Source organism: Streptomyces sp. NPDC058653 (assembly GCF_042716895.1).
In the GTDB taxonomy this organism is placed as follows: Bacteria; Actinomycetota; Actinomycetes; order Streptomycetales; family Streptomycetaceae; genus Streptomyces.
Window position 1 is genome coordinate 46,399 of sequence record NZ_JBHXRM010000021.1, and the last position, 25,948, is coordinate 72,346.

Here is a 25,948-nt window from a genome sequence, read left to right on the forward strand (position 1 = left end):
CGACCCGACCCGACTCGCCCCGACCGCGACCTGACCTGACCCGCTCACTGTGGCCCGACCCGCCTCACCACGTCGGGCCGTACGGACAACGAGACGCCGCTCGCTGCGCACGGCCCGCCGTCAACAGCCCTTCCCCCGCTACGGCTTGACCGCCAGGAACCCCCACTGCACACAGTCCGCCGCCCCCGCCGGAATGTCCTGCCCGGCCGGCACCAGGATCTCCGGCAGCGGGCGCAGGCCCGGCGGAAGCAGCGTCAGCCCACGGGCACAGGCCTCGATCTGGGCGGGCTTACGCGCGAGGTAGGCCCCCTCGGGGTCGGCCTCCAGATAGTGCTCCTGCATCTTCAGCACGCCCGGCGTCTCGATCGTGTCGCACACCGCCAGATAGGAGCCGGAGGCCAGGCGGCTCGTGTACTTCTCGACCAGGTCGGCCGCCTCGGCGGGCGGGAAGTGCCCGAGGGTGGAGAGCACCAGGAGGGCGACGGGCTCGTCCAGGTTCAGCGTCTGTGACGCGCCGTCGAGAACCTTGTCCACCAGACGGAAGTCCTGCTGGAGATAGTGGATCTTGCCCTCGGGCGAACTCCGCAGCGAGCTTGCGTGGTTGAGGACGACCGGGTCGTTGTCCACGTACACGACACGTGATTCGGGAGCGACTCGCTGCGCCGTGCCGTGGGTGCCCCGCCCGGTGGGGATGCCCGTGCCCAGGTCGAGGAGCTGCCTGATGCCGCCCTCGCGCACGACATGGTCCGCCACCCGCTCCTGGAAGGCCCGCGACTCCATGGCGGCCGTCTTGATCTCCGGGAAGTCGCCCATCATCACATCGGCGAGGTCACGGTCGAGCTGGTAGTTGTCCTGGCCGCCCTGGGCGTAGTTCCAGATCCGCGCGGAGTTGGGGATGGTGGGCATGACATTGGTTCCGGGGCGTACGGAGTCGCTCATCCGAAGTCCTTACTCGTCAGGGGCAGAGGGGTGAATCGAGGCGGTGCGAATCCACTGGTCACGTCCACCGCCATGCGGTAGTTCTCCACCGCGTCGGAGTCGTCGGTGATGAGCGTCATGGACGGGTGGAGGCCGATCTGGATCAGCCTCTCTCCCATCCCGAACTCGTTGAAGCGGAGAATCTCGATATGGCCGCAGAGACTGATGGCCAGCGGGTGCGGTACGCCGGGCGGAATGACCTGGATGGCCACCGACGACCCGACATCGGCGATATGGGCTTCAAGGTAGTCGAGTTGACGGGTCATCACCCCGGATCCGCCGACACGGCGGCGTAGAGTCGCCTCCTCCAGCAGGACCCACAGCCCGGCCCTGTCCCCGTTGTCCGGGTCGCCGGACTTGCCCTCGATGGTGTGCTCCTTGCGGGCCTCCAGCAGTTCCAGCCGCAGACGCCGTACGGCGGGGTCCTCGTACGGATTGCGCAGGCTCATCAGCGCTTCCGCGTACTCCGTCGTCTGGAGGAGATCCGGCAGCACGCCCGGCGCGTACGAGCGGATGCCGGTCGCGGCGGACTCCAGATCGATGACGCCGACCTCGGCGACCTCGCGCCAGGGGTGCCACCAGCCGGGCTTCTTCGCCTCCTCCAGCGCGTGCAGGACCTCGTTCCGCTCGTGGGCGGGTGTGGAGTAGAGGTCGAGCAGGATGCCGACCATGCGCGGATTCGGCACGGTCTCGGCGTTCTCCCAGCGGGCCGGTGTCGCCCGGTCCTTCTTGATCGCGTCCGCCACGCCCTGAAGGGTCATACCCGCGGATTCGCGCCGACGGCGGAGATCCGCCCCGAAACACCGCAGGGCGACCGTGGGGCCGGATCTTGGCTGGCTCACCGGGCCCTCCTCGCGTCCGCGGGTGGGGAGGGTCTCTTCCTCTCCGTTCAGCGGACCACGATACCGCCGTATCGAACTCTGTCACGTTGCAGAGTGTCCGGCGCATGGCTACGATGGAGCCCGGAGTTCCCCTACGCGGCACCCCCCAGCCAGCCGCGCCAGGGCCGGGTACCGACCCCGCCGACACGCGACCGAGCGTGCGGGGCGGGGGGTCACGGAGAACCGATGCCATGCACGTCTCACTACCGGCCGTTCCGGAGCAGATCCAGGTCGCACGCCGCATCGTCCGCAAGGAACTGGCCGGTCTCGGCTGGCCACCGGCGAAGATCGCCGCTTGCGAAGAGGTGGCGGCCCAGCTCGCCCGGCACGCCATCGGTGTGGTGGGCGTCAGTGGTTACTACCTCGGGGTGACGAGGCGGACCGGACCCGAGGACGCCGTCGCCATAAGAGTCAGTGTCACGATCCTGGACGCGCCGAACGGGACGGTGACGGTGCCGGCGCAGACCCGGTCGGAAGAACTCGTGGGCTCGGCGGAGGCCCCGGTCAACGGCTTCCCGGAGGACAACCCGAGCGTGGAGGACGGCCCGAGCCTGGCCGAGGTTCTGACGGAGCGGTGCGGAGCCCAGGTCAACATAGTCGCGCAACAGGGCAGTTGGGCGGCCTCGGCCACCCTTCCCGCCGAGGTGCCTTGCCTCAGCGCGCAGCCGTGAGCGTACGACCGACTCTTGGATCGCTGTCTGGTGGGCACGGGCCCGATGGGCGCTGACCAACCCGTCTTGGAGAGGCTGCAGTGGACGCATTGAGGAGTTTCGCACCCGATGAGCCCGCGCGAGAGCCCGCGCACGAGACAGCCCCGGCACATGCTGGCGCGTACCACGCGGACAGATCATCCCTCGGGACACCGCCCGCCGCTCATGCGGCGAGCCTCGGCGCCAGTCACCGTCTGCCGCGGTCCCCGCGTGCCCGCAGGTGGACCGCCTGGTACCGGCCGACGAGCGCGGAGCCGCGGGCGGCGGTGCGCGACCGTGACGTCACGCGCAGTGGGGGAGTGGCAGACGTGAGCCGTTCGGTGCTGGTCGTGAGCGGGGCCAGCGGGAGCGCCGAGAGCGTGGCCGCGGCATATGCCCGCCAGGACGACTGGGTCGGTTTCCTCTACGAGCGGGGGACTCCTCCCGACGAGCTGTACAACGTACGGTGCGATGTGAGCGACGCGCTCCAACTGGACGCCGCCGTCTCGGAGTTCGAAACCGGGCACGGAATAGTGGACGTCCTGGTCGTGGACGCGGACCGGCAGGAGCACCACAACGAGGAGTCCTCCGTGGCCGCGGCGGCCGGGACGCGCGCCAGGGCGAACGCCATCATCGGCCGCACCCTGCCCGGCATGCGCGAGGCCGGGCACGGGCGGATCGTGCTGATCGCCTCCACGAAGGGCCTCGGCCGTGGCTCCGCCCTGGCGGGCGGCGCCCCCCACGCGGACCTGATGAGTCTGGCCTGGCACCTGGTCCACGAGTGCCGCGGCTCGGACGTGACGGTCAATGTCATCACGTACGGATCGCCGCAGAGCTCGTCCCGCCAGGGCCGCGCGTACCGGGCCCAGCAGATCGCGGACCTCGCGATCCACCTGACCAGGCCGGAGGCGACGGACACGGGCGCGGTGATCCCGATCGAGGTCCTGGGCGCGATCTCCGGCTTCGGCCCGGTACGCGCGGACGGCGCCTCCTACCAGGGCCGCTGACCCCCCCGAACCGCCGCGCCTCCAGGGGACCCCTCAGCCCCGGGGGCGCGGCACTTCCCTTCCCCGGCAGGCGAGTTGGGCACGGTCCGACCGCCGACCGCTGACCGCCAGCCGCTCACCGCCGGCCGACGTCAGGCGATCCGCTCGCCGTAGACGCGGGTCACCTTCATCGTCATCAGGACGCGGCTGTCCGAGACCATCACCGAGCGGTACTCCGCCCAGTCCGGGTGTTCGCCCGCCGCGAGGCGGTAATAGGTGACCAGGGCCTCGACCTCCGGGCCGTGCGGGTCGGTACCGGGGCCGGTCAGGGTGACCGGGCCCTCCGCCGTCGCCCAGGACCAGCCGTCCGGGCCGGTGACCTCCAGGGCCGCCCGGGGGTCCCGGCGCAGGTTCGTCGTCTTGGCGCGGCCCTCCGTCATCGATACGTACAGGACACCGGCCTCCTCGTCGTAGAAGGGCATCACCGGGGAGAGCTGGGGAAGGCCGTTCGACTTGATCGTCGCGAGCACGCCCAGGCGGCTCTCCGCGAGGAGCTTGTGCGGGTTGAAGGGTGGGGCGGTGGTCATGTCCGGCTCCAGATCGTCAGGGCTTGCGGAACTGCTCGATCAGCCTCGCGTAGCCCCCGGGGCCGTGCCCCTCCGCCACGGCCCGGTCCGCCATGGCCTTGATGAACCTCGGGAACTCCGCGCTGACGCCCTGCGCCTCGCTCTCGTGGATGAGGTGATTCATCGACGCCACGTGCGTGTCCAGGCTGGCATCGACGGCCGGGTACACGCCGTCGTCGATCTGGCGCGCGTATCCGGCCACCCAGTCGGCCACCATCCGGATCCCCCCTGCGGCCATCGGCGCGTACGTCGAGGCCTCTACTCCCGCCGCGCCCAACAGCGCGACGCCCTGGAGGAAGCCGTTGGTGATGCCCCACATGAGGCTCAGCATCGCCGCGTCGTGCAGCGAGGCCAGCCCGTGGTCCTCGCCGAGGTACGTCGTTCCCCCGCCGAAGACCCTGAGCGCCGGCTCGTACGCCTCGAACGCGTCGCGCGGCCCGCTGTGCAGGATGATCGTGTTTGCCGTGCCGATGCCCGCGGGGGCGCTGAGGATCGCGCCGTCGAGATATGTCGCGCCGTGCCCCGACGCCCACTCGGCCGTCGTACGGCCGAGCTGCGACGTGCCGGACGTGAGGTTGACCAGGACCCGCCCGTCGAGGGCCTTGCCGAGCGGGTCCAGGACCTCGCGGACGGCGTCGTAGTCCAGGAGGCAGACGATCACGAGGGGGCTCGCGGCGACGGCGTCGGCGGCCGAGCCCGCGAGCTTCGCGCCCTGGGCGACGAGGGGTTCGGCCTTCTCCGCCGTACGGTTCCACACGGTCGTCTCGTGCCCGGCGGTCAGTAAGGCCTCGGCCAGCGCCCGGCCCATCAGACCCAGGCCCATGACGGTCACGGGTGTCGGGACGGCATCGGGATTCCGCATCGGTTGCTCCTTCTTACGAGGGGTGCGCGTGACAGAATCCTTAACGTTCATACCGATATGAAGGTCAAGTGGGAGGGTGAAACCGACGTGCTGATCGGGGAGTTGAGCCGGCTGACGAGGGTCAACACGCACCAGTTGCGCTACTACGAGGCGCAAGGCCTGCTCGAACCCGGCCGCGGCGCGAACGGCTACCGCGAGTACGGCAGCGACGACGTCACGACCGTGACGCAGATCAGAAGGCTGCTCGACGCCGGTCTCTCGACCGAGGAGATCGCGGTCCTGCTGCCCTGCGCCTCCGGCGAGGCGCCCGTACTCGAACCCTGCCCCGATCTGCTGGACATGCTGCGGGCGCGCCTGCGCGGGCTGGACGATCACATCGACATGCTCATCCGCACCCGCAGGACGCTGCGCGAGTACATCGAGGTCACGGAGCGGCGGGAGTCGCCGTACGCGGATGAGTGCGACGCGGAGGAAGCGGGCGACCTGGACGGCGCGGGCGGCGCGGGCGAGGTCGTCGGCGGGCCGGGGGAGGTGGCGGCGTGATCCGGGAGTCAGGGGATCATGGATCGCGTGGCCGGAAATCCTCCCCGCCGAATGGGGGGTTTTGGTGCCCCCTCGGCAAGCCATTAGGTTAGGCTCGCCTAAGTCTTTTTGGCCGGTCTGTTGGCGTGAGCCGGCGCTGTCGGCCGTTCTGTCCTTATCCGGAGGGACCCATGTCGACGCCCCACGCGGCCCTCGAACCCGCCCGCCCGGCACGGCAGTTGACCGTCGGCCCGCCGGACCGGCGCCCGCACGCGATGATCGTGTGCCTCCTCATACGCTGATGCCGCAACCGGGTCGATACCCCACCCCTCAACCGAGGTCGAAGCCGCCGTGTCCGTCCAGTTCCCGCCATCCGCCGCGCCGCTCGCCGCCCACCCCGTGGACGGACCGCCGGCCTCCGTCCGCCGCCGACCGCCGGAACAGGCCGGACCGGTGAACTCGCCGCGCTCCACGGGCCACCCGTGGGGGTGAAGTTGGGGCCGGAACCCGGGCCGCGGTTCTGCCCCTCGCCCTGAGCCGTCCCCCTCCTCTCCCCACCTCTCATCACTACCGGAGCCGTTCCATGACCGTAGCCACCGAGAGCGCCGACTCCATCCTGGGGCGCCAGCGTGCCAGGGAGTCGTCCGCGCGTACGTACGCCCGTTCCTTCCCGATCGTCCCGGCCCGCGCGCACGGCATGACGATCGTGGGCACCGACGGCCGCCGTTATCTCGACTGTCTGTCCGGAGCCGGAACGCTCGCGCTCGGCCACAACCACCCCGTCGTGCGCGACGCGCTCCGGCGCACCCTCGACAGCGGTGCGCCGCTGCATGTGCTCGACCTCGCGACGCCCGAGAAGGACGACTTCACGGACGCGCTGTTCGAGACGCTGCCCGGTGAGTTCGCCGACCGGGCCCGGGTGCACTTCTGCGGACCCGCCGGGACCGACGCCGTCGAGGCCGCGCTGAAGCTGACGCAGACCGCGACCGGGCGGCGCGGGCTGCTCGCGTTCACCGGCGCGTACCACGGGATGACGGCGGGCGCGCTGGCGGCGAGCGGCAGCGTGGCGGTCAAGGAGCCGGTGCCGGGCGGGGGCGCGGCGGGCGGCGAGGTGACGCGGCTGCCGTATCCGTACGCGTACCGCTGCCCGTTCGGCGTCGGCGGCGAGCGCGGCGCGGAGCTGGCCGCGACGTACACCGAACGGCTGCTGGACGATCCCTCGGGCGGCGTCGTACGGCCCGCGGCGATGATCGTGGAGGCGGTCCAGGGCGAGGGCGGGGCCGTGCCCGCGCCCGACGGGTGGCTGCGGGAGATGCGGCGTATCACCCGCGAGCGCGACATCCCGCTGATCGTGGACGAGGTGCAGACCGGCGTCGGGCGCACCGGCGCCTACTGGGCGGTCGAGCACAGCGGCGTCGTGCCCGACGTGATGGTGATGTCGAAGGCGATCGGCGGCGGGCTGCCGCTGGCGGTGATCGTGTACGACCGGGAGTACGACGGGTGGCTGCCCGGCGCGCACACCGGCACCTTCCGGGGCAACACGCTGGCGATGGCGGCGGGCGCGGCGACGCTCAGGTACGTCACCCGCGAGGGGCTCGCGGAGCGGGCCGCGACGGTCGGCGCGCGGATGACCGCCCGGCTGGAGGGCCTGCGGTCCCAACTGCCGCCGATCGGGGACGTACGCGGGCGCGGGCTGATGATCGGTGTCGAAATCGTCGACCCCGAGGGGCCGTTGGACGCGTGCGGGTCCCTGCCGGTGGCGCCGGAGCTGGCGGCGCGTATCCAGGAGGGCTGTCTGGAGCGGGGGTTGGTCCTGGAGCTGGGCGGGAGGTTCGCCTCGACCGTACGGCTGCTGCCGCCGCTGGTGATCACGGACGAGGAGGCGGAGTCCGTACTGGAACGGCTGGCGGAGGCGATCGCGGAGGCCTGGGCGTCGGGGCAGGCGAAGCTACCGGCGCGGGCGACGGGGGCGGCGCACGCCTCGACGTCGTCCGACGAGTCGCGTCCCACGCCCGTTGCGGGATGTGCGGCGTGAGAACCGACGCGCTGGGCGCCGCCGTCGAGGAAGCCCTGAGGCCGGCGATCGGTACGGCGCTGTCCGGCGGGCCGTGCGGGGCCGCCGCCCTGGAGCCCCTGGTACGCGAGGTGCTGGGCGCGCTCGCCGAGGGCGCGGCCCGGCGCGGCGGGCCCGTCCCGCCCGGGGCGCCCGCCGAGATCACCGCCGCCGTCGCCGAGGCGTTCCGCGCCGCGCGCGGCCCCGCCGCGCTCGACCGGCTCACCGAGACCCTCGCGCACGGCACCGCGGACCCGGCAGACCCGGCGTGCGCGGCACATCTGCACTGCCCGCCGCTGGCCGTCGCCGTCGCCGCCGACCTGGCGGTGTCGGCGCTGAACCCCTCCCAGGACTCGTGGGACCAGGCGCCCGCCGCGACCGCCCTCGAAACACTGCTCCTTGAGGAACTGGCCGCCATGGTCGGCTACGACCCCACCGAGGCGGCCGGCGTACTGACCTCGGGCGGCACCGAGTCCAACCTGATGGGCCTGATGCTGGCCAGGGACCGGGTGCTCGGCACCGCCACCGGCCGGCAGATCGAGCTGACCGGGGTGCCGAGGGCGGGCATCGGCGCCGGCGCGGGGGCGCGGCCGAGGATTCTGGCGTCCGCCGCCGCGCACTTCTCGGTGCAGCGGGCCGCGGCCCTGCTCGGGCTCGGCGAGGACGCGGTGATCCCCGTACCGGTGGACACCCAACTCCGCATGAGGGCAGGCGCGTTGGCGGCGACCCTGGAAGCGTGCGTGGAGCGCGGCCAGCTGCCGGTCGCGATCGTCGCGACCGCCGGTACGACCGACACCGGCGCGATCGACCCGCTGCGCGAGTGCGCGGAACTGGCGGCGGAGTACGGGGCGTGGCTGCACGTGGACGCCGCTTACGGCGGCGGCGCGCTGCTCTCCGACCGTCTGGCGCCCCTGCTGGACGGCGTCGAACGGGCCGACTCCGTCTCCCTGGACTGGCACAAGCTGGGCTGGCAGCCGGCCGCGGCGGGCATCTTCCTGGTGCGGAGGTCGGAGACGTACGCCTCGCTCGCCCGCCGCGCGGTCTATCTGAACCCGGCGGACGACGAGGAGGCGGGCTATCCGAGCCTGTTGGGGCTCTCCCTGCGCACGACGCGGCGCGCCGACGCCTTCAAGATCGCGGTGACGCTGCGGACGCTGGGCCGCGAGGGCCTGGGACGGCTGGTCGACGCGTGCCACGAGCTGGCGGTGGCGGGGGCGCGCGCGGTGTCCGCGCACCCGCGTCTTGAGCTGCACGGGGAGGCCGGGGGCGCGGCGGGTGCCGGTGCGCGGGCCGGCGACCCGGTGCTGACGGCGTTCCTGTTCCGGTACGTCCCCGAGGGGCCGGCGGACGGGGAGCGTACCGACCGGCTGAACGCGTCGCTGCGACGGCGGTTGCTGCGCGAGGGCGGCGCGGTGGTGGGGCGTACCGAGCTTCCAGGGGAGGGCCCGGGGCGGGTCCGGCTCAAGCTGACGCTGCTGAACCCGCATACGACGGTCGCGGAGGTGGAACGGCTGCTGCGGGCGGTGGTGGCGGCGGGCGAGGCGGAGGAGAAGCTGTGAGCGCACGGGCCGCCGGGCGGGGCTCCGGGCGGGGCGCGGCCCCGTGGCCGTTCCCCGCCTCCGCGTTACCCGGGCCCGCCCGTCCACCTCGACCTGACCAACCCCTCGCGGAGGCCAAGCGGTGACCGAGTCCGAGCCCAACACGCGTGTGTACGACCTGGTCGGCGTCGGGATCGGCCCGTTCAACCTCTCGCTCGCGGCACTGGCGGCCGGCGCGCCCGAGGTGCGCGCGCTGTTCCTGGACACGAAGCCCGCCTTCTCCTGGCACCCGGGCCTGCTGATGGAGGGCACCACCCTCCAAGTCCCTTTCCTGGCGGACCTGGTGACCATGGTCGATCCGACGAGCCCGTGGTCGTACCTCAACTACCTACGCCACCACGACCGGATGTTCCCCTTCTTCTTCTCCGAGCGCTTCCACATCCCGCGCCGCGAGTACGACGCCTACTGCCGCTGGGTCGCCGAGGGGCTGCCCTCCTGCCGGTTCGACGCGTACGTCGAGGAGTTGGGCTGGGACGAGGAGCGGGAGGCGTTCGTCGTCACCCACCGGGCGGCCGACGGAACCCCCACACGGGTGCTGGCCCGCCAGATCGTCCTCGGGGTGGGGACCAATCCGGTCGTGCCCGAGCCGCTGCGCCCGCTGCTCGCGGAGGGCGCGCACACGGGCCGCGTCCTGCACAGCGCCGACTACCGCACCCACCGCGCGCGGCTCGCCGCCCGCGACGACGTGACGGTGATCGGCGCGGGGCAGTCGGGCGCCGAGGTCGCGCTCGACCTGCTGCGCCACCAGGACGGGGACGGGGCGGGCGGACCGTACGTCCGCTGGCTCGCCCGCACGAGCGCGTTCGCGCCCATGGAGTACTCCAAGATCGGGCTCGAACACTTCACCCCCGACTACATACGCTATTTCCGCGCCCTGCCGGAGGCCCGGCGGGAACAGCTCGTCGGCGAGCAGTGGCAGCTCTACAAGGGCGTCAGCGAGGAGACGCTGGGCGAGCTGCACGACGAGCTGTACGAGCGGACGATCGGCGGCGCGGAGCCAAGGGCCGCGCTGCATCCGGGAGTCGCCGTGGTCGCCGCCGAAGCCGCCGGTGACCAGTACGTACTGACGTGCCGTCATACGCAGCAGGACGCGCTGTTCGAGATACGTACGTCCGCGATCGTCTCCGCCACCGGCTACGCGGCGTCCCGCCCCGCCTTCCTGGACGGCCGGGAGGGCAGGGACGGAGTGGGCACCCTCGTGGACTGGGACGACAAGGGCCGCTACCGGATAGACGCCGACTACCGCGTCGCACTGGACCCACGCGTCTCCGGCCGCCTCTACGTCCAGAACGCCGAACTGCACACCCACGGAGTGGGCGCCCCCGACCTGACACTGGGCGCCTGGCGCGCGGCGACGATCCTGAACGCGGTGGCGAACCGCACGGTCCTCCGGGTCCCGGAACGCGCGGCCTGGACAACCTTCGGCGCCCCGTCCCCCCGCACGAACACCACACCGGACCCGGCCGGAACCGACGTACCGGGCGACGTGGCGGCGGCGGGGCGACCGTGAGAGGGGTGCGCGGAGCGCCCGCGCACCCGGTCCAGCCGGTGCGCGGGAGCGCCGTGAAGGAGATTCAGCTCGCCGCCGCGCCGCCGTAGTTCTTCTCGATCTCGGAGAGGACCTGGCCCGCGCCCGTGTAGCCGATGCCCAGCATCCAGAGGTTGTCGTCGACCTTGAACGACGACTTCTTCTTCACCGCCGTCAGGTTCTTCCAGAGCGGGCCGCCGAGGATCTCCGTCTCCTTGGCCTTCTTCGCGTCGCCGTAGGTGGAGTAGAAGATGACGTCCGCCTCGGCCTCGTCCATCTTCTCCGGGCTGACGTCGAGCGAGAAGCCGTCCTTGTCCTGGTTGGCCGGGCGGCCCAGGCCGAGGTCGGCGAAGATCGAGCCGACGAACGTGTCGTTGAGGTAGAGGCGGGTGTCGGCGCCCTCGACGAAGCGGACGAAGCCGACCTTGGTCTTCTTCGCCTCGGCGGGGCCGCCGAGGGCCGTCGTCAGGGACTTCACGCGGGTGTCGTAGTCGGCGGCGATGTTCTTCGCCTCCGCCGCCTTGCCCAGCGCGTCCGCGTGCAGTTCGAAGTTGGCGCGCCAGTTGGGGCCCGTGGTGTCGGAGAAGACGGTCGGGGCGATCTCGGAGAGCGACGTGTAGTTCTTCTCGTCGCGGACCTTGCTGCTGAGGATCAGGTCGGGCTTGAGCGCGGCGATCGCCTCGAGGTTCGGCTCGGCGATCAGGCCGACGGGCTTGACGCCCTTGAGCCTCTCCTGCGGGAGGTAGGTGGAGAAGGGCACGTCCGCGACGGCCGTCGTCGCGCCCACCGGGGTGATCCCCAGGGTGACTGCGGAGTCGAGCGCGTCCGTGTCGAGGACCACGACGCGCTCGGGGTCGTCCTTGACCTTCACCTCGCCCATCGCCGTCCGCACGGTGTGCGTCGCTCCCGACCCGGCGTTGTCCGACGGCTCGTCGCCGTCCCCGCCGCTGCACGCGGAGAGCGGGACGGCGAACGCGGTGAGCGCGGCGGCCACGGTGATACGGCGAGTGAGATGTGTCGACACGGTCGGAAGCCTCCCTGACAGCCGCCCGGAGTCTGCCCGAACGTAACTAAGGCGAACCTAACCTCAGCGGTGCCGGGCCAACAACCTCCCGGCATCACGGTCCAGTCACAGGTCCCGCACATGTCATGCCTTCCCGCGCGGCCGGGCATCCGCCACGATGGCGCGTTGCCGGTGCAACGCCGACGAAGGGTCCAGCGAGAGGAGTCGCGTCATGGCCGGGTTCCGCGCGGGTGAAGGCGTCTTGCGCCGTAAACCCATCCACACCATCCAGGACTCGGAGGGCCCGGAGGGCGAACAGCTCACCCGCACCCTCGGGCTCTGGCAGCTCACCGCGATCGGCGTCGGCGGCATCATCGGTGCCGGTATCTTCACGCTGGCCGGGACGGTCGCGAACGGCACGGCGGGCCCCGCCGTCCTCCTCTCGTTCCTGATCGCGGGCGTCGCGAGCGCGGCGGCCGCCCTGTCGTACGCGGAGTTCGCCGGGCTCATCCCGAAGGCCGGGTCCGCCTACACGTACGGCTACGCGGTACTCGGCGAGCTGGCGGGCTGGTTCATCGGCTGGGACCTGCTGCTCGAATACACGGCGATCGTCGCCGTCGTCGCGATCGGTATCTCCGGGTACTTCAGCTTTCTCGTCGAGTCGATGGGCGGCGATCTGCCCGCGTGGATGCTGGGCGCGCCCGGCACCGGCGAGGGGCACAAGGTGGACCTCTTCGCCGTCGTGCTCTGTCTGTTCATCGCGTATCTGCTCACCCTCGGCATGCGGAGCGCGGCCCGCTTCGAGATGGTCGTCGTGGTGCTGAAGGTGCTGGTGGTGCTGCTCGTCATCGCGGTCGGCGTGTTCCACATCGACACCGGCAACTACAACCCGTTCTTCCCGTACGGCGTCGGCGGCGCGTTCACGGGTGCGGCGACCGTCTTCTTCGCGGTCTTCGGGTACGACGCCATGAGCACCGCCGCCGAGGAGTCGAAGGACTCGCAGCGCCATATGCCGAAGGCGATCATCTACTCGCTGGCGATCTCGATGGTGCTCTACGTGCTGGCCTGCCTGGTGCTGACCGGTATGCAGAACTTCAAGGACGTCGACAAGGAGAGCGGCTTCTCGACCGCCTTCGCGTCCGTCGGGCTGGACGGGATCGCCGACATCGTCGCGGTCGGCGCGATCATCGGCATCCTCACCGTCATGTTCACGTTCATGCTCGGGGTGACGCGTGTGTGGTTCTCGATGAGCCGCGACGGGCTGCTGCCGAAGTGGTTCGCCAAGACGCATCCGACGCGGAAGGTCCCGACCCGGGTGACCTGGATCGTCGGGTTCGCGTCGGCGGGCATCGCGGGGTTCGTGAAGATCGGCGAGGCGGCCGAACTGACCAACATCGGGATTCTGTTGGCGTTCGCGGTGGTCTGCACGGCGGTGATCGTGCTGCGCTACCGGCAGCCCGACCTGCCGCGCGGGTTCCGCTGCCCGTGGATGCCGGTGGTGCCGGCGATCGGGGTGGTGGCATCGCTCTGGCTGATCACGTACCTCCAGTGGCAGACCTGGGTGCGGTTCGGGGTCTGGTTCGCGATCGGCATGGTCGTCTACTTCACGTACTCCTACCGGCGCTCCGAACTGGCCAAGAATCCGGAGCTGTTGAAGGGGCCCAAGACCGGGGAGTGACGTGCCCCCCGCGCCTCGCCCCGTGCCCCCCCGCGTCGCGGCCCGGCCGCGACGCGGCGCGGGAGCCGTCCGCGTGCTCCGTGCGTCCCCGGAGGCAAGACGTGCGCATACCCCCCACGGTCAGAGGAGAGACGAGGGTCATGAGCTTCGCCACGAACAGCCCCGAGAACACGCCCGGCAACCCGACCCCCGGCACCCCGACCCCGGGCACCCCGGCCCCCGGCACCGCGCCCGGTGGCACCCCGCCCGTCGAGACCACCCTGGGCGAGCAACTGCTCCTCCTGTCCCTCGACGACGAGTCCGGGATCGAGAAAGCGCCGGCGAACGTCGCCTACGCCATCGCCGCGGCGTCCCTGGTCGAACTGGCGCTCGCGGGCCGGATCGAGGTCGACGGCGAACAGGTCACCGTCCGTGACGCGGCGCCCGTCGGGGACCCCACGGTCGACGCGGCACTGGCCGACATCGCCGGGTGGGAGAAGACCAGGGCGCGTGCCACGAAGGAGTGGATCGAGCATCTGAGGAGGGGCGCGGTCGACGGGACGACCAAGAGCCTCGTCGCCAAGGGCCTGCTCCGCGAGGAGAAGAAGAAGGTGCTCGGCCTCTTCCCCGTACGCCGCTACCCGGAGGCCGACGGCTCGGTGGAGGCGGCGCTGCGCCGGCGGCTCGACGAGGTCGTGCTGCGGGGGGCGGCTCCCGACGAGCGGATCGCGAGCCTGGTGGCGCTGTTGCACGGGGCGAAGCTGCACGGACTGCTGTACGAGAAGGAGCGGCTGGCGACCGCCAGGACGAACATGGAGGCGATCGCGCACAGCCGGTGGGCGGCGCCGGCGGTGCGGCAGGCGGTCAAGGCGGCGGAGGACGCGCTGACGGCGATCGTCGTGATGACGGTGGTGACGACGACCGTGCTGTAGTCGCCCGGGAAACTTCTGACGCGCCCTCACCAGCCGGTGAAGACAAGGTGGTTGACCAGCAGCGCGACGAGCGCCTGCGCGGCCAGCCAGCCCCGCCGCCGGCCCGGAATCAGGGCGGTGGCGGGGATCAGCCACAGCATGAACGGCAGCCAGATACGTTCCGTCTCCGCCTTGCTCATACCGGACACATCGGCCGCTGCGATCGCGAGCAGCGCCGCGAGGACGAGAACGGCCAGGCGGAGAGCGGGAGTTGATGCCGGGGGCCTCCGTGCCGGACGCAGTTCGCGTACGGCGCGGGGCGCCAGCGTCAGGACCCGGCCGACCCCGGCGACCGTCGCCAGACCCACCGCCAGGGTCGTCGCGGCGAGGTTCGCCCAGATCCAGTATTCGTACGGGCGGATACCGCCCGCGCCCTGGTAGTAGCGCACGACCAACTCCTGATACGCCTCCCACCAGTTGAACCCGGCCAGCGTGAACGCGAGCGGTACCACGAGAGCGCCGGCGAGCACGAGCGGCAGCGGGCGCGCGGTGCGGGCCAGCACGAGGACGCCGAGGCCCGGGAGCGCCATGAGCGTCAGACCGTACGAGAGGTAGCAGGTGAACCCGTACAGCAGCCCCGCTCCCAGCGCCGCCGCCGCGGGGAAGCGCACGGTCCGGGTCGCGGCGAGCGCGAGCAGGGCGAGCGACCAGGCGGCGACGCCCGCGAAGTAGCCGTCGGCCGACGTGCCCATCCAGACGGCCGCCGGGGCGAGCGCCAGGAACGGCACCGCGCGGCGCGCCGTGGCCTCGTCGGTGAGGGCGCGCACCGTGACGAGTACGGCGGCCACGGCCGAACCGCCGATCACGACGCACCAGACCCCGGCCCACGACCCGCCGCCGAGGCCGATCCGGTCGAGCCAGACGAAGGTGAGCGTCGCGCCCGGCGGATGGCCGGCGACATGCGCGGGCCAGTTGTCGGGAGAGCCGATCACGATGTGGCCGGCGAAGCCGCGCAGCGTCGCTCCGATGTCGGAGAAGCGGTCGATGACGGTGAGGTACTCGTTCTTGGTGGTCAGCCGGCGGGCGACGCCCCAGTGCCAGCCGTCGACGAGGGCGAGCGAGAACGTCCACGCGAGCGCGGCGGCCCAGGTGGTGGCGAGAAGCGCGCGCCAGGGCAGCCGGGCGGCCAGCCCGGGGCCGTACGCGATGATCAGGACGGCGACGACGAGCGCGGCGGGGGTGCCGGGGCCGACCCGGGGGTCCCAGGTGCCGAGCAGCGGCGGCCAGTTGACGCGGAGGATGCCGTTGGTGCGCTGGATCGCCGTGCCCACGAGCACGGCGGCCGTGACGAGGGCGATGCCGCACGCGGCGGCGACGAGATCCCGGCGGTGGGGGCGGCCCGCGCGTGCGCCGGGCCGGTCGTCCGGCCGATCGGATGCTTGGACGTCCTCGTGCGCGTGCGCGGCCTCGCCGGTATTGCTTCCGGGTGCGTCGGTCTTCACCCCGGCACGTTAAGCAGCGGGCGGCGGCTTCCGTTGGTACGGCGGGGCCACGTCACCGTTTCGTCAGAAGTCGTACCGCCTCCGGGGCGGGTAGGCGGGCTTACGGTCGCCGCATGGATCACCGCCCACCCCCCTCCCCACCGCCTCCGTCACCCTCCCGCCGCCGGCCGCGCGCACTGCCTCCGCTGCCGTCGGATCCCGGTTTCTGGCGCAGCCCGGTACGTGGGCTCCGCTTCACCGCGGCGCTCGGGATCGTCCTGCTGATCGGGCTCACGCTGCTGTTCGTGACGGGCCTGCTGTCGTACGCGGCGTACAACCCGGATCTCGCGTCCGTCAACGACAAGACGCCGGACCGGGGGTGGCTGGGCTTCTACCTCTTCGACTGGCCCACGCACCCGTACTGGCTCTACCGCCTCACACAGGGATTCCATGTCACCGTCGGCGTCGCGCTGATCCCGGTGCTGCTCGCGAAGCTCTGGTCGGTGATCCCGAGGTTCTTCGCGCTGCCACCGGTCAGGTCGCTCGCGCACGCGCTGGAACGGCTCTCGCTGGTGCTGCTGGTGGGGGGCGCGCTGTTCGAGTTCGTGACCGGGGTGCTCAACATCCAGTTGGACTACATCTTTCCGGGGTCCTTCTACCGGCTGCACTTCTACGGGGCCTGGGTGTTCTTCGTGGGGTTCGTGGCCCATGCGGCGCTGAAGCTGCCGAAGGCGCTGCGGGTGATCCGGAGCGGGGAGCTGCGCTCGGGGCCCGGTGGTGGGGGCTCCGGTGCGGGCGCGTGGCCGGCGCCCGACGGGGGTGGGGGCGCGGGTGGCGGCGCGGATGCCGGTGCCGGTGCCGGTGCGGATGCCGGTGCGCGCGCGGTTCCTGACGGCGCCCGCAGTGGCGCCCCTGACCGCGCCCGCAGTGGCGCCGCCGCTGGTGGCGCTGGTCGCGCCCCCGGCGCCGTGCCGGGCGCCGCCTTCGACGACGACGATCTGACGTCCCCGGCCCCCGCCGCGCCGACCGTCTCGCGGCGCGGAGCCTTCACCCTCGTCGGTACGGCGTCGTTGTTCATGCTGCTCACGACCGCCGGCCGGAGCGTCGACGGGCCGCTGCGCCGTACCGCGCTGCTCGCCCCGCACGGCTGGGAGGACCCCGGCGGCGGACCGAACGGCTTCCAGATCAACAAGACCGCCGCCTCCGTCGGTGTCAGGGCGGCCGACACGACGGACAGCTGGCGGCTGACCGTCAGCGGCCCCGCCGGTGAGGTCCGTCTCTCCCGCGCCCAACTCCTCGCCATGACCCAGCACACCTCGGAGCTGCCGATCGCCTGTGTGGAGGGCTGGTCGACGTCGAACCAGTCCTGGCGCGGCGTACGCCTGCGCGACCTCGCCGAACTCGCGGGATTCCCCGAGAGCCCGCCCGGGGTCTTCGTGGAGTCCCTCCAGCGCGGCGGCGCCTTCCGCTCGGGCGCGCTGCGCGACAACCAGGTGCGCGACGACCGCTCGCTGCTGGCGCTGCGCGTCAACGGCGCGGACCTGTCGCTCGACCACGGATTCCCCGCGCGGATCATCGTCCCGGCCGCGCCCGGGGTGCTCAATACGAAGTGGGTCGCCAAGCTGACGTTCGGAGCGGTCTGATGGGCAAGGGTGATGTGCGCGGAACGGGCGGTCCCGCCCCCAAGTACCGGGCCCTGCTGGGCAGCCCGTTCCAGATCGTGCTGCTGCTCGGTACTCTCGCGTTCGCCGGCTATGTGGGCGTACGGCTGCTGAAGGGCGACACGTTCATGATCGTGGTGTGGTTCGTCGGCGCCGCCCTCGTGCACGACCTCGTCCTGCTGCCGGTCTACAGCGCGGCTGACCGTACGGTGATCGCCGCGCTGGGGCCCCGGCGCCGGCTCGTGAACTTCGTACGCGTACCGGCGTTCCTGTCCCTGCTGCTCCTGCTGGTGTGGTTCCCGTTGATCACGCGGCGGGTGAGCGGCCGCTACGAGAGGTACGCCGGTCTGTCGTCGGAGGGGTTCCTGGAGCGCTGGCTGCTGGTCACCGCCGCGCTGTTCGTGTGCTCGGCGCTCTGTCTGGTGACGCGGGCACTGCTGCGGCGCAGGGCCACGAAGGGGCGGCCGTCCGCCTCCCACTGATCGACGGGGAGCCAGCCGAGGGCCCGGCCGTGACGGAGCAGGGCGGGGGTGCCGAGCCGGGCCCACGGGAAGTGCGAGCCCCGGGCCGACGGCCGGGGCCCGCGTCCGTCGTCCACCCGTACGTCCACGCGCTCGTCGATGTCGACGGGCGCGGTCTCGGCGATGATCAGCCCGCCGCGCGCCAGCAGCCCGCCGGCCCGGCGGAGCAGACCGGCCGGGTCGCCGCCGATGCCGATGTTGCCGTCGACGAGCAGGACGGTGCCCCAACGGCCCTCCCCGGGAAGGGGATCGAAGACGGAGCGGCGCAGGGCGGTGCCGCCGTGGCGCAGCGTACGTTCGACGGCCGCCTCGCTGATGTCGACGCCGAGCGCCCGCTGTCCGCGCGCCGCGAGCGCGGCGACCAGGCGGCCGGGGCCGCAGCCGACGTCCAGGACCGGGCCTTCGCAGCGGTGCAGTGCCGAGAGGTCGGCGGCGTCGGCGCGCGAGCACCAGCGTTCGACGTCGAGGGGGAGCAGCCACCCGTCCGTACGGCGCAGGAAGAGCGGGCCCCGGCCGGCGCGCAGCGCGTCGGCGTACGGGTCGTCGCTCCAGGCGGCGGGTTCGGTGCCGGTGGCCGTCGTCGTTCCGGTGAGGCTCATCGGGCGCCCACCGGGGTCAGTCGGCGCAGCGTGGCGGCGAACCGTCCGTGCGGGGCGAGCGCCGCGACGTACTCGGCGTCGGCGGCCGTGTCCACGTCGCGCAGCGGCGGCAGGTCGCGCACGGTGAGCTCGGCGGCGAGGAGCCGGTGGCGCTGTACGGCGCCGGTCTCCGGTGCGGACATGGGCACCCCGCGGATCAGGTCCGGCGGGGCGGACTCGGGCGCGGCGAGGCCGAGTGCCCAGAAGCCGCCGTCGTCGGCGGGACCGAACCAGGCGTCGCAGTCGGGGTGGCCGGCCGGGGTGCCCAGGGCGGGGGCGAGCAGGGCGGGGGTGATCTGCGGGGTGTCCATGCCGACGAGGAGCGTCGGCCCCGTACACCGTTCGAAGGCGGCGGCCAGCCGCTCGTCGAGCCCGCCCGCGCACTGTGGCACCACCTCGATACCGGGCGGCAGCCAGGGCCCCGGGCGGCCTTCGAGGACGAGGACACGGCGGCGGGCGGGGACGGCGAGAACGGTCCGCAGGGTGTCGGCGAGCGACGCCTCGGCGAGGAGGGCGGCCTCGGTGGGGGTGAAGGGCGGGGTGAGACGGGTCTTGACGCGGCCGGGGAGCGGTTCCTTGGCGATGACGAGGAGGGTGGTGGACGGGATCACTTGGCGGCCTCCACCCTGGCGGTGGACGTGGCAGCCGCGCCGGCGGGCGGCTGTCGCAGCACGGCGCGCATGTCGCGTACGGCGTGCCAGGTGCCCCGCCAGGTGCCGGTGACCTTGGACTTTCCCGTACGGGGCCGGTAGGGCACGTCGGTCTCGGACACCGTCAGTCCCGCGTCGGCCGCGCGCACCACCATCTCCAGCGGGTAGCCGCTGCGGCGGTCGGTGAGGCCCAGCGCGAGCAGGTCCGAGCGGCGCGCGGCGCGCAGCGGGCCGAGGTCGCGCAGCCGTACGCCGGTGCGGCGGCGCAGCATCCGCGAGAGGGCGAGATTTCCGGCGCGGGCGTGTGCGGGCCAGGCGCCGCGCCCCTGGGGGCGACGGCGGCCGAGCATCAAGTCGGCACGTCCGAGGGCGACTTCGCGTACGAGGCCGGGGAGGAGGCCGGGGTCAAGGGAACCGTCGCAGTCGCAGAAACAGACGTACTCGGCGTCCGAGGCGAGCAGGCCCGCGTGGCAGGCGGCACCGAACCCGCGCCGGGATTCGTGCACGACGGTCGCGCCGAGCGAGCGCGCGATGTCCGCCGATCCGTCCGTGGAGCCGTTGTCGACGACAATCGCGCGCCAGCCGACGGGGATGTGTTCCAGCACCCAGGGCAGGGCTGCCGCCTCGTCGAGGCAGGGCAGGACGACGTCGGCTGTGAGGTCAGCGTCGGCTGTGAGGTCAGCGAAGTGGGTCACGGCGCTCACCCTACGGATCGTAAAGCGGCATTCCGGACTTCTGGACCTTACGAAACACGGACGTCCGGCCGTTGCGGGCGCTCGCCGGGACCGGTCCGCGCGGTGGAGTGCGAAGGTGGACGTATGCAGAACAATGCCCTGGGGCCGGCCCATGTGCTCGTGGTCGACGACGACCCGACCGTGGCGGAGGTCGTCGCCGGCTACCTCCACCGGGCCGGCCACGACGTCGGACGCGCGGCCGACGGCCCCTCCGCGCTCGCGCACTTCGCCCGGCGGCGCCCGGACCTGGTCGTCCTGGATCTGATGCTGCCCGGCATGGACGGTTTCGAGGTCTGCCGCCGGATGCGTGAACAGGGCGGACCGGTACCGGTCATCATGCTGACGGCGCGCGGGGACGAGGAGGACCGCGTGCTGGGTCTGGAGACGGGCGCGGACGACTACGTCACCAAGCCGTTCAGCCCCCGGGAGTTGGTGCTGCGGGTGGAGTCGGTACTGCGCCGGGCGCGCGTCGCGGTGCCCGCGCCCGGTGCGTCCCCGGCGGCGGACGTGCTGCGCACGGCGACGCTCACCCTGGACCCGACGGCTCGCCGCGCGACCCGCGAGGGCGCCGAACTCGCCCTGACGCTGCGCGAGTTCGACCTGCTGGCGTTCTTCCTGCGGCACCCGGGGCGGGCGTTCTCGCGGGAGGAGCTGATGAGCGAGGTCTGGGGCTGGGACTTCGGCGACCTCTCGACGGTCACGGTCCACGTCCGCCGCCTCCGCAGCAAGATCGAACCGGACCCGGCCCACCCGAGCCTGATCCAGACGGTGTGGGGGGTGGGCTACCGCATGTCGGGACCGGAGCCCGCGGAGCCCTCGGCGCCGGAGCCCTCGTCCCAGGGGGCGGCCGGGCATGAGTGACATGCTTCTCATCGCCCTCATCGCGTTTCTCGGGGCCGGCGCCGCCGGGGTTCTCGGGGCGCTCGCGCTCCGGCTCTTCCGGCACCGGTCGCTGGTCGTGTCCGTGACCGTCGTCGCCGCCGTCGCCGTCACCGCCATGCTGGCCGGGACCCTCGCCGTCGCCTGGGCCATGTTCCTGTCCCCGCACGACCTGAGCGTCGTCACCACCGTCGTCGCCATGGCCGCCGTCGTCTCCCTCCTCACCGCCGTCGTCCTCGGCAGATGGATGGTCGCCCGCAGCGAGGACCTGACGCTGGCCGCCCGCTCGTTCGGCGACGGCGGGGTCTTCGCCGCGCCCGCCGCCCCCGCCACCGCCGAACTCGCCGCGCTGACCCGCGAGTTGGCCGCCACCAGCGCCAAGCTCGACACCTCGCGCGAGCGCGAGCGCGCGCTGGAGACCTCGCGGCGCGAGCTCGTCGCGTGGATCTCGCACGATCTGCGCACTCCTCTCGCCGGGCTCCGCGCGATGTCGGAGGCGCTGGAGGACGGCATGGCCGTCGACTCCCCCCGCTACCTCCGGCAGATCCGTACGGAGGTCGAGCGCATGAACGACATGGTCGGCGACCTCTTCGAACTCTCCCGGATCCACGCGGGCTCGCTCACCCTGACCCCGACCCGTATCTCCGTCTACGACCTGGTCGGCGACGCGCTCGCCGGCGCCGACCCGCTGGCGCGCGAGCTGGGCGTACGGCTCGTGGGGGAGCGGATAGACGCCGTACCGGTGGAGGTCGACAGCAAGGAGATGAGCCGCGTCCTCGGCAATCTGCTGGTCAACGCCATCCGCCGGACCCCGGCCGACGGTACGGTCGCCGTCGCCGCGCACCACTCCGACGTCGGGGTGGTGCTTTCGGTGACCGACGGCTGCGGCGGGATCCCGGAGGAGGACCTGCCGCGCGTGTTCGACACGGGCTGGCGCGGGAGCGACGCGCGTACGCCCCCGGCCGGGGCGGGTCTCGGACTGGCGATCGTGCGCGGCATCGTGGAGGCGCACGCGGGCCGCGCGGCGGTCCGCAACGTCACGGGCGGCTGCTGCTTCGAGGTGACGCTCCCCGCCGCCTGACCCCGGAGTCCGCCCGGAGGGCAGGGGCCGTCAGGGACCGCCGGGGCCGTTCGCGGTCGACCGGTGTCCCTCCCTCTCCCAGCCTTCCAGGGTGAGCGCGGCCACCTCAGGGTGCGCGCCGATCCGGTTCGCCCATCCGCCCTTGTCGAAGGTGAGCCGGGGGGTGGTCCTACGGTCGCTCCGCACCATGACGACCAGCGAGACCGCGAACATCACGACCAGCACCAGAGTCACTCCACCCAGCACCGGCGAGCGCGTACCGACGGCGAACGTCCCCGCCGCCGGGGCGCCCAGCAGCGCGAGGGTGAAGAGGATGTGCCACACGGTCGTGCCCTCTTCGCAGAAGGCCCGGTAGCGGTGAACGCACTCCAGGCAACTCAAGATGTCCACCGCTCGCCGGCCCCCGTGCCCGACCAACTCGACGCACATCACCTGTTCGGCGTCCACCGGATCCCCGCAGAAGAAACATTCCCCCATGACCCCAGGCTCGCAGAAGGCACACGGGGGCGGGAGCCCTCCGCACGACTCCTGCGACGACCGACGCGGCTCGGGTGGTGGGCTGATGCGGTGGGCTGGGGCGCCAGCCCTCAGGCGGTGGGCTGAGGTGGCAGCCTGAGGCGGCGGGTTGAGACGGCGGGTTGAGACGGCGGGTTGAGGCGGTGGGCTGAGGTGGCAGCCCTCAGGCGGTCGGCTGAGGTGGCAGCCTGAGACGGCGGGTTGAGACGGCGGGTTGAGGCGCCAGCCCTCTGACGGCGGGCCCGGGCGCCAGCCCTCAGGCGGTGGGTTGAGGTGGCAGCCTGAGACGGCGGGTTGAGGCGCCAGCCCTCAGGCGGTCGGCTGAGGTGGCAACCTGAGGCGGCAGCCTGAGGCGGCGGGTTGAGGCGCCAGCCTGAGGCGGTGGGCTGAGGTGCCAGCCCTCAGGCGGTCGGCTGAGGTGGCAGCCTGAGGCCGTGGGCTGATGCGGTGGGCTGGGGCGCCAGCCCTCAGGCGGCGGGCCCAGAAGTCCGGCCCAGACAGGGCCCTACGCGGCGACCCCCCAGAGGGACCTACGCGGCGACCCCCCGGAGGGACTCCCGCAGTGGCGCCTTCGCGAACTCCGCCATCCCCTCCGCGAAGCCCACCTCCGGCTTCCAGTCCAGCTCCTCCCGCAACGCCCGCGAGTCGGCGGTCACATGCCGTACGTCCCCGAGCCGGTACTCACCGGTGACGACGGGCGCCGGCCCGCCGTGCGCCGACGCCAGCGCGGCGGCCATCTCGCCGATGGTGTGCGGCTCGCCGCTGCCGGTGTTGTACGCGGCGAAGCCTGGGCACCCGGCCTCCGACACCGCGTCGAGCGCCGCCGCGTTGGCGGCGGCCACGTCCCGTACGTGTACGAAGTCCCGGCGCTGGCCGCCGTCCTCGTAGACGCGGGGCGCCTCGCCGCGCGCCAGGGCGGACCGGAAGAAGGAGGCGACCCCCGCGTACGGGGTGTCGCGGGGCATCCCCGGCCCGTAGACGTTGTGGTACCGCAGCGACACCGCGCGCCCGCCCGTGGCCCGCGCCCAGGACGAGGCCAGATGCTCCTGGGTGAGCTTCGTCGCGGCGTACACGTTACGGGGATCGGTGGGCGCGTCCTCCGCCACCAGGCCGGGCGTCAACTCGGCGCCGCACACGGGGCAGTTGGGCTCGAACCGCCCGGCGTCCAGATCGGCTGCCGCGCGTGGGCCCGGCCGGACCACACCGTGGCGCGGACAGTCGTAGCGGCCCTCGCCGTACACGACCATCGACCCCGCGAGCACCAGCGAACGCACGCCCGCCCCGGCCATGGCGGCAAGGAGCACCGCCGTACCGAGGTCGTTGCAGCCCACGTACGCCGGCGCGTCGGCGAAGTCCTTGCCGAGCCCGACCATGGCGGCCTGATGGCAGACGGCGTCGATCCCGTCGAGCGCCGCCTCGACCGAGGCCCGGTCCCGTACGTCCCCGACGACCAGCCGCTCGCCGTCCCGCATCGGCCGGGCCGGGGCCCCGCCGTGCGCGGAGGGCAGCAGCGCGTCGTACACGACGACTTCGTGGCCGCGGGAGACGAGGTCGCCCGCGATCTCCGACCCGATGAACCCGGCTCCGCCGGTGACAAGTACACGCATGCGTCCCACGCTAGGCGTGCGATCACGGAGCGGTCGGTACCCGCCACGGCATGTCACGGGACCGTAAGATCGCGCCCGCGTCGTCGAGCCGCACCACCCTTCGAAGGAGACGTCCATGGAGTACTTCGACCTCGGCACCCTCACGCGGCCCGTGTCGACGCGTTCGGCCGATGCGCAGCGCTGGTTCGACCGCGGGTTGGCGTGGACGTACGCGTTCAACCACGAAGAGGCCGTCAGCTGCTTCGAGAAGGCGGCGGACGCCGACCCCGACTGCGCCATGGCGCACTGGGGCGTCGCGTACGCGCTGGGGCCCAACTACAACAAGCCCTGGGAAGCCTTCGACCCGCTCGACCTGGAGCGGACCGTCCGCAGGACCCATGCCGCCGTCGAGCGGGCCCGCGCCTCGGCCGCCGGCGCGACACCCGTCGAGCGGGCCCTCGTCGAGGCGCTGCTCGCCCGCTACCCGCAGTCGCGGGCGGCGGAGGACTGCTCGGTCTGGAACCTGCCCTACGCCGAAGCGATGCGCGGCGTGTACGAACTCGCGCCCGACGACGCCGACGTCGCCACCCTCTACGCCGACGCGCTGATGAACCTCACCCCCTGGCGGCTCTGGGATCTGCGCACCGGCGAGCCCGCCGCCGACGCCCGCACGCCGGAGGCGAAGGCGGTCCTCGACCGCGCGCTGCTGAGCGAGGCGGGGGCCGACCATCCGGGCGTCCTCCATCTGTACATCCATCTGATGGAGATGTCGCCGACACCGGAGGACGCGCTGGTGATCGCCGACCGGCTGCGCGGATCGATGCCCGACGCGGGGCATCTGCACCACATGCCGTCGCATCTCGACGTGCTGTGCGGTGACTACCGTCGTGTCGTGTCGGCGAACAGCGATGCCATCAGGGCCGACGAGAAGTACGTGCGGCGGGCGGGCTCGATGAACTTCTACACCCTCTACCGCTCGCACAACTACCACTTCAAGATCTACGGCGCGATGTTCCTGGGGCAGTCCGCGACGGCCCTGGAGACGGCCGCGGAGCTCGAAGCCTCCATCTCCGAGGAACTGCTGCGCGTGGAGAGCCCGCCCATGGCGGACTGGCTCGAAAGCTTCCTGGCCATGCGTGTGCATGTGCTGATCAGGTTCGGCCGGTGGGCGGACATCCTCGCCCTGCCGCTGCCGGCCGACGCCGAGCTGTACTGCGTCACCACCGCGATGATCCATTACGCCCGGGGAGTGGCGTACTCGGCGACCGGACGGATTCCCGAGGCCGAGGCCGAACGCGAGGCCTTCCACCGGGCCGTGGGGCGGGTGCCCGAGACCCGGACGCTGTTCAACAACACCTGCCAGGACATCCTGGCCATCGCGTCGGCGATGCTCGACGGCGAACTGCACTACCGCAAGGGCGAGTACGACCAGGCCTTCGCCTCCCTGGAGCACTCGATCACGCTCGACGACAGCCTGCCGTTCGACGAGCCCTGGGGCTGGATGCAGCCGACCCGCCACGCGTACGGGGCCCTGCTGCTCGAACAGGGCCGCGTCACGGAGGCCGAGGCGGTCTACCGCGCGGACCTCGGCCTCGACAACACGCTCCCCAGACCCTCCCAGCACCCGGGAAACGTCTGGTCGCTGCACGGTTTCCACGAGTGCCTGCTGCGACTGGGCAGAACGGCCGAGGCCCGGATCGTCGCCCCCCAACTCAAGGTGGCGACCTCCCTGGCGGACGTCCCGATCACGGCCTCCTGCTTCTGCCGCCTCCCCACCGAGCCCCCACCCACCGACTGCTGCACGGCTTGAGGGCGCCGGGGGGCGTCGGGTCGCCCCACCTCCGGGCGTGGGGGCGCCTGCGGGGTCCCCGGGGGATACCCCCACCTCAGGGATGCGTGCCTGCCGC

At 72.4% G+C, this 25,948-nt stretch carries 23 protein-coding genes; 12 read left to right on the top strand and 11 right to left on the bottom strand.

The window, feature by feature from the left end:
* Window positions 1-138 precede the first annotated feature (138 nt).
* Window positions 139-939: an SAM-dependent methyltransferase gene (locus tag ACFWU9_RS19355; protein WP_384319888.1), complete on the bottom strand. Its 801-nt coding sequence runs from the start codon at window positions 937-939 to the stop codon at window positions 139-141.
* Window positions 936-1,820, bottom strand: a complete 885-nt coding sequence (locus ACFWU9_RS19360) for a helix-turn-helix domain-containing protein (protein ID WP_384319890.1) — start codon at window positions 1,818-1,820, stop codon at window positions 936-938. The genes ACFWU9_RS19355 and ACFWU9_RS19360 overlap by 4 nt, the downstream gene beginning before the upstream one ends.
* A gap of 230 nt (window positions 1,821-2,050) precedes the next feature.
* Here ACFWU9_RS19360 and ACFWU9_RS19365 point away from each other — a divergent pair, with 230 nt between their 5' ends.
* Together ACFWU9_RS19365 and ACFWU9_RS19370 are read left to right on the top strand one after the other, a co-directional pair.
* Entirely contained in the window at window positions 2,051-2,530 is a 480-nt protein-coding gene (locus tag ACFWU9_RS19365; protein ID WP_384319892.1) for a hypothetical protein, read from the top strand.
* A gap of 347 nt (window positions 2,531-2,877) precedes the next feature.
* Complete coding sequence (locus ACFWU9_RS19370) at window positions 2,878-3,555, top strand: SDR family NAD(P)-dependent oxidoreductase (RefSeq protein WP_384319894.1); 678 nt, start codon at window positions 2,878-2,880, stop codon at window positions 3,553-3,555.
* Window positions 3,556-3,686: 131 nt separating this feature from the next.
* Here the strand turns inward: ACFWU9_RS19370 and ACFWU9_RS19375 are convergent, their stop codons facing one another.
* Both ACFWU9_RS19375 and ACFWU9_RS19380 read right to left on the bottom strand, forming a co-directional pair.
* Window positions 3,687-4,121 (bottom strand): PPOX class F420-dependent oxidoreductase, encoded by a 435-nt coding sequence (locus ACFWU9_RS19375; protein ID WP_384319896.1) that lies wholly within the window; start codon window positions 4,119-4,121, stop codon window positions 3,687-3,689.
* Between the two features lie 16 nt (window positions 4,122-4,137).
* The gene (locus ACFWU9_RS19380) at window positions 4,138-5,022 is read right to left on the bottom strand and encodes an NAD(P)-dependent oxidoreductase (RefSeq protein WP_384319898.1); all 885 of its coding nucleotides are present in this window, start codon (window positions 5,020-5,022) and stop codon (window positions 4,138-4,140) included.
* An 87-nt stretch (window positions 5,023-5,109) separates the two neighbouring features.
* On the opposite strand from ACFWU9_RS19380, the gene ACFWU9_RS19385 reads away from it, so the two are divergent.
* From ACFWU9_RS19385 to ACFWU9_RS19400, 4 genes are all read left to right on the top strand, one after another.
* Complete coding sequence (locus ACFWU9_RS19385) at window positions 5,110-5,565, top strand: MerR family transcriptional regulator (protein WP_384320030.1); 456 nt, start codon at window positions 5,110-5,112, stop codon at window positions 5,563-5,565.
* 562 nt (window positions 5,566-6,127) lie between these two features.
* Complete coding sequence (locus ACFWU9_RS19390; RefSeq protein WP_384319900.1) at window positions 6,128-7,579, top strand: diaminobutyrate--2-oxoglutarate transaminase family protein; 1,452 nt, start codon at window positions 6,128-6,130, stop codon at window positions 7,577-7,579.
* Window positions 7,576-9,156: a pyridoxal phosphate-dependent decarboxylase family protein gene (locus tag ACFWU9_RS19395; protein WP_384319902.1), complete on the top strand. Its 1,581-nt coding sequence runs from the start codon at window positions 7,576-7,578 to the stop codon at window positions 9,154-9,156. Before ACFWU9_RS19390 ends, ACFWU9_RS19395 begins: the two co-directional genes overlap by 4 nt.
* A gap of 121 nt (window positions 9,157-9,277) precedes the next feature.
* On the top strand, window positions 9,278-10,705 hold the full coding sequence (locus tag ACFWU9_RS19400; RefSeq protein ID WP_384319904.1) for a lysine N(6)-hydroxylase/L-ornithine N(5)-oxygenase family protein: 1,428 nt from the start codon (window positions 9,278-9,280) through the stop codon (window positions 10,703-10,705).
* Between the two features lie 64 nt (window positions 10,706-10,769).
* On the opposite strand, the gene ACFWU9_RS19405 is transcribed toward ACFWU9_RS19400, so the two are convergent.
* Window positions 10,770-11,747 carry an ABC transporter substrate-binding protein gene (locus tag ACFWU9_RS19405; RefSeq protein WP_384319906.1) on the bottom strand — a complete coding sequence of 326 codons (978 nt, stop codon included), beginning with the start codon at window positions 11,745-11,747 and terminating at the stop codon, window positions 10,770-10,772.
* A gap of 211 nt (window positions 11,748-11,958) precedes the next feature.
* Here ACFWU9_RS19405 and ACFWU9_RS19410 point away from each other — a divergent pair, with 211 nt between their 5' ends.
* Together ACFWU9_RS19410 and ACFWU9_RS19415 are read left to right on the top strand one after the other, a co-directional pair.
* On the top strand, window positions 11,959-13,404 hold the full coding sequence (locus ACFWU9_RS19410) for an amino acid permease (protein WP_384319908.1): 1,446 nt from the start codon (window positions 11,959-11,961) through the stop codon (window positions 13,402-13,404).
* A 140-nt stretch (window positions 13,405-13,544) separates the two neighbouring features.
* Window positions 13,545-14,315 (top strand): GPP34 family phosphoprotein, encoded by a 771-nt coding sequence (locus ACFWU9_RS19415; protein WP_384319910.1) that lies wholly within the window; start codon window positions 13,545-13,547, stop codon window positions 14,313-14,315.
* A gap of 26 nt (window positions 14,316-14,341) precedes the next feature.
* Here ACFWU9_RS19415 and ACFWU9_RS19420 read toward each other — a convergent pair whose 3' ends face one another.
* Window positions 14,342-15,796: a hypothetical protein gene (locus ACFWU9_RS19420; RefSeq protein WP_384319912.1), complete on the bottom strand. Its 1,455-nt coding sequence runs from the start codon at window positions 15,794-15,796 to the stop codon at window positions 14,342-14,344.
* Window positions 15,797-15,909: 113 nt separating this feature from the next.
* Here ACFWU9_RS19420 and ACFWU9_RS19425 point away from each other — a divergent pair, with 113 nt between their 5' ends.
* Window positions 15,910-17,418, top strand: coding sequence for a molybdopterin-dependent oxidoreductase (locus tag ACFWU9_RS19425; RefSeq protein ID WP_384319914.1), 1,509 nt, complete (start codon window positions 15,910-15,912; stop codon window positions 17,416-17,418).
* Between the two features lie 346 nt (window positions 17,419-17,764).
* On the opposite strand, the gene ACFWU9_RS19430 is transcribed toward ACFWU9_RS19425, so the two are convergent.
* From ACFWU9_RS19430 to ACFWU9_RS19440, 3 genes are read right to left on the bottom strand one after another with little or no spacing between them, the layout of a single operon-like run.
* Window positions 17,765-18,556 carry a methyltransferase domain-containing protein gene (locus ACFWU9_RS19430; protein ID WP_384319916.1) on the bottom strand — a complete coding sequence of 264 codons (792 nt, stop codon included), beginning with the start codon at window positions 18,554-18,556 and terminating at the stop codon, window positions 17,765-17,767.
* Complete coding sequence (locus tag ACFWU9_RS19435; RefSeq protein ID WP_384319918.1) at window positions 18,553-19,206, bottom strand: DUF2064 domain-containing protein; 654 nt, start codon at window positions 19,204-19,206, stop codon at window positions 18,553-18,555. Before ACFWU9_RS19435 ends, ACFWU9_RS19430 begins: the two co-directional genes overlap by 4 nt.
* Complete coding sequence (locus tag ACFWU9_RS19440; protein WP_384319920.1) at window positions 19,203-19,940, bottom strand: glycosyltransferase family 2 protein; 738 nt, start codon at window positions 19,938-19,940, stop codon at window positions 19,203-19,205. Before ACFWU9_RS19440 ends, ACFWU9_RS19435 begins: the two co-directional genes overlap by 4 nt.
* A 123-nt stretch (window positions 19,941-20,063) precedes the next feature.
* On the opposite strand from ACFWU9_RS19440, the gene ACFWU9_RS19445 reads away from it, so the two are divergent.
* Together ACFWU9_RS19445 and ACFWU9_RS19450 are read left to right on the top strand one after the other, a co-directional pair.
* The gene (locus ACFWU9_RS19445) at window positions 20,064-20,840 is read left to right on the top strand and encodes a response regulator transcription factor (protein ID WP_384319922.1); all 777 of its coding nucleotides are present in this window, start codon (window positions 20,064-20,066) and stop codon (window positions 20,838-20,840) included.
* A complete protein-coding gene (locus ACFWU9_RS19450; protein WP_384319924.1) occupies window positions 20,833-21,939 on the top strand; it encodes a sensor histidine kinase in 1,107 nt (368 codons plus the stop codon). Before ACFWU9_RS19445 ends, ACFWU9_RS19450 begins: the two co-directional genes overlap by 8 nt.
* A gap of 30 nt (window positions 21,940-21,969) precedes the next feature.
* Here the strand turns inward: ACFWU9_RS19450 and ACFWU9_RS19455 are convergent, their stop codons facing one another.
* Window positions 21,970-22,416, bottom strand: a complete 447-nt coding sequence (locus ACFWU9_RS19455) for a hypothetical protein (protein WP_384319926.1) — start codon at window positions 22,414-22,416, stop codon at window positions 21,970-21,972.
* 569 nt (window positions 22,417-22,985) lie between these two features.
* Entirely contained in the window at window positions 22,986-24,062 is a 1,077-nt protein-coding gene (locus tag ACFWU9_RS19460; protein WP_384319928.1) for an NAD-dependent epimerase/dehydratase family protein, read from the bottom strand.
* Window positions 24,063-24,177: 115 nt separating this feature from the next.
* On the opposite strand from ACFWU9_RS19460, the gene ACFWU9_RS19465 reads away from it, so the two are divergent.
* Window positions 24,178-25,851, top strand: coding sequence for a hypothetical protein (locus ACFWU9_RS19465; RefSeq protein ID WP_384319930.1), 1,674 nt, complete (start codon window positions 24,178-24,180; stop codon window positions 25,849-25,851).
* Window positions 25,852-25,948 lie beyond the last annotated feature (97 nt).

Bases quoted from the DNA above. Each gene is read 5' to 3' on its own strand.
- ACFWU9_RS19355 (WP_384319888.1), bottom strand. From the start codon at position 939: ATGAGCGACTCCGTACGCCCCGGAACCAATGTCATGCCCACCATCCCC.
- ACFWU9_RS19365 (WP_384319892.1), top strand. From the start codon at position 2,051: ATGCACGTCTCACTACCGGCCGTTCCGGAGCAGATCCAGGTCGCACGC.
- ACFWU9_RS19375 (WP_384319896.1), bottom strand. From the start codon at position 4,121: ATGACCACCGCCCCACCCTTCAACCCGCACAAGCTCCTCGCGGAGAGC.
- ACFWU9_RS19380 (WP_384319898.1), bottom strand. From the start codon at position 5,022: ATGCGGAATCCCGATGCCGTCCCGACACCCGTGACCGTCATGGGCCTG.
- ACFWU9_RS19390 (WP_384319900.1), top strand. From the start codon at position 6,128: ATGACCGTAGCCACCGAGAGCGCCGACTCCATCCTGGGGCGCCAGCGT.
- ACFWU9_RS19410 (WP_384319908.1), top strand. From the start codon at position 11,959: ATGGCCGGGTTCCGCGCGGGTGAAGGCGTCTTGCGCCGTAAACCCATC.
- ACFWU9_RS19415 (WP_384319910.1), top strand. From the start codon at position 13,545: ATGAGCTTCGCCACGAACAGCCCCGAGAACACGCCCGGCAACCCGACC.
- ACFWU9_RS19425 (WP_384319914.1), top strand. From the start codon at position 15,910: ATGGATCACCGCCCACCCCCCTCCCCACCGCCTCCGTCACCCTCCCGC.
- ACFWU9_RS19430 (WP_384319916.1), bottom strand. From the start codon at position 18,556: ATGAGCCTCACCGGAACGACGACGGCCACCGGCACCGAACCCGCCGCC.
- ACFWU9_RS19445 (WP_384319922.1), top strand. From the start codon at position 20,064: ATGCAGAACAATGCCCTGGGGCCGGCCCATGTGCTCGTGGTCGACGAC.
- ACFWU9_RS19450 (WP_384319924.1), top strand. From the start codon at position 20,833: ATGAGTGACATGCTTCTCATCGCCCTCATCGCGTTTCTCGGGGCCGGC.
- ACFWU9_RS19455 (WP_384319926.1), bottom strand. From the start codon at position 22,416: ATGGGGGAATGTTTCTTCTGCGGGGATCCGGTGGACGCCGAACAGGTG.
- ACFWU9_RS19460 (WP_384319928.1), bottom strand. From the start codon at position 24,062: ATGCGTGTACTTGTCACCGGCGGAGCCGGGTTCATCGGGTCGGAGATC.
- ACFWU9_RS19465 (WP_384319930.1), top strand. From the start codon at position 24,178: ATGGAGTACTTCGACCTCGGCACCCTCACGCGGCCCGTGTCGACGCGT.